Source organism: Oleiphilus sp. HI0086, from assembly GCF_001635225.1.
In genome coordinates this window covers 1-851 of the sequence record NZ_LWFZ01000285.1, presented here as the reverse complement: position 1 = coordinate 851, position 851 = coordinate 1, and the positions used below count along the sequence as shown (strand labels likewise).

Genomic DNA, 851 nt, shown 5'->3' with positions numbered 1-851 from the left:
TTATGACTTAAACTCTGTGTATGACTTGGTAGGCCGAGAAAGCCAGATGATAAGCGGTTCTGCCACTTATTTCCCTAATAGTTATATTTTGCCGACAATTCGTCAAGCAGATTTAATTGATAGCGTTGCAGATGCCCTGCAGTTTATCTCCTACTATCACCCAAAAGACTTTATTGATGCCGTCCATGAAGCGTATTTAAAAGAAGAGTCCCAAGCTGCTAAAGATGCAATGGCACAAATACTCATCAATTCACGTATGTGTGCAGAAGGTAAGCGACCAATTTGTCAGGATACCGGTATCGTGACTGTATTCGTTAAAGTCGGTATGGATGTGCAGTGGGATGCTGAATTAAGCCTGACTGATATGATAAATGAAGGTGTACGTCGTGCTTACACTCATCCAGATAACGTCTTACGTGCTTCAATCCTAGATGACCCTGCCGGCGCTCGTAAGAATACTAAAGACAATACACCTGCTGTGATCCACTATGAGATTGTCGAAGGCAACACTGTCGACGTCCAAGTTGCTGCAAAAGGCGGTGGTTCCGAGAATAAGTCAAAAATGGCGATGTTGAACCCTAGTGACAGTATTGTTGACTGGGTTCTGAAAACGGTTCCTACGATGGGCGCTGGCTGGTGCCCGCCAGGCATGTTGGGTATAGGCATCGGTGGTACAGCTGAAAAAGCTGCCGTGATGGCGAAAGAAGCTTTGATGGAGCCGATTGATATTCATGAGCTTCGTAAGCGTGGCCCTCAAAATCGTGTTGAAGAGTTACGTTTAGAGATTATGGATAAGGTCAACGACCTGGGTATCGGTGCTCAAGGCCTTGGTGGCTTAACAACGGTTATGG

General features: G+C 45.6%; 1 protein-coding gene. It reads left to right on the top strand.

Going from position 1 to position 851, the window contains the following annotated elements:
- Positions 1-88: 88 nt before the first annotated feature.
- Positions 89-851: fumarate hydratase (locus tag A3756_RS03600; protein WP_197481145.1), on the top strand; the 763-nt coding region annotated here is incomplete at its 3' end.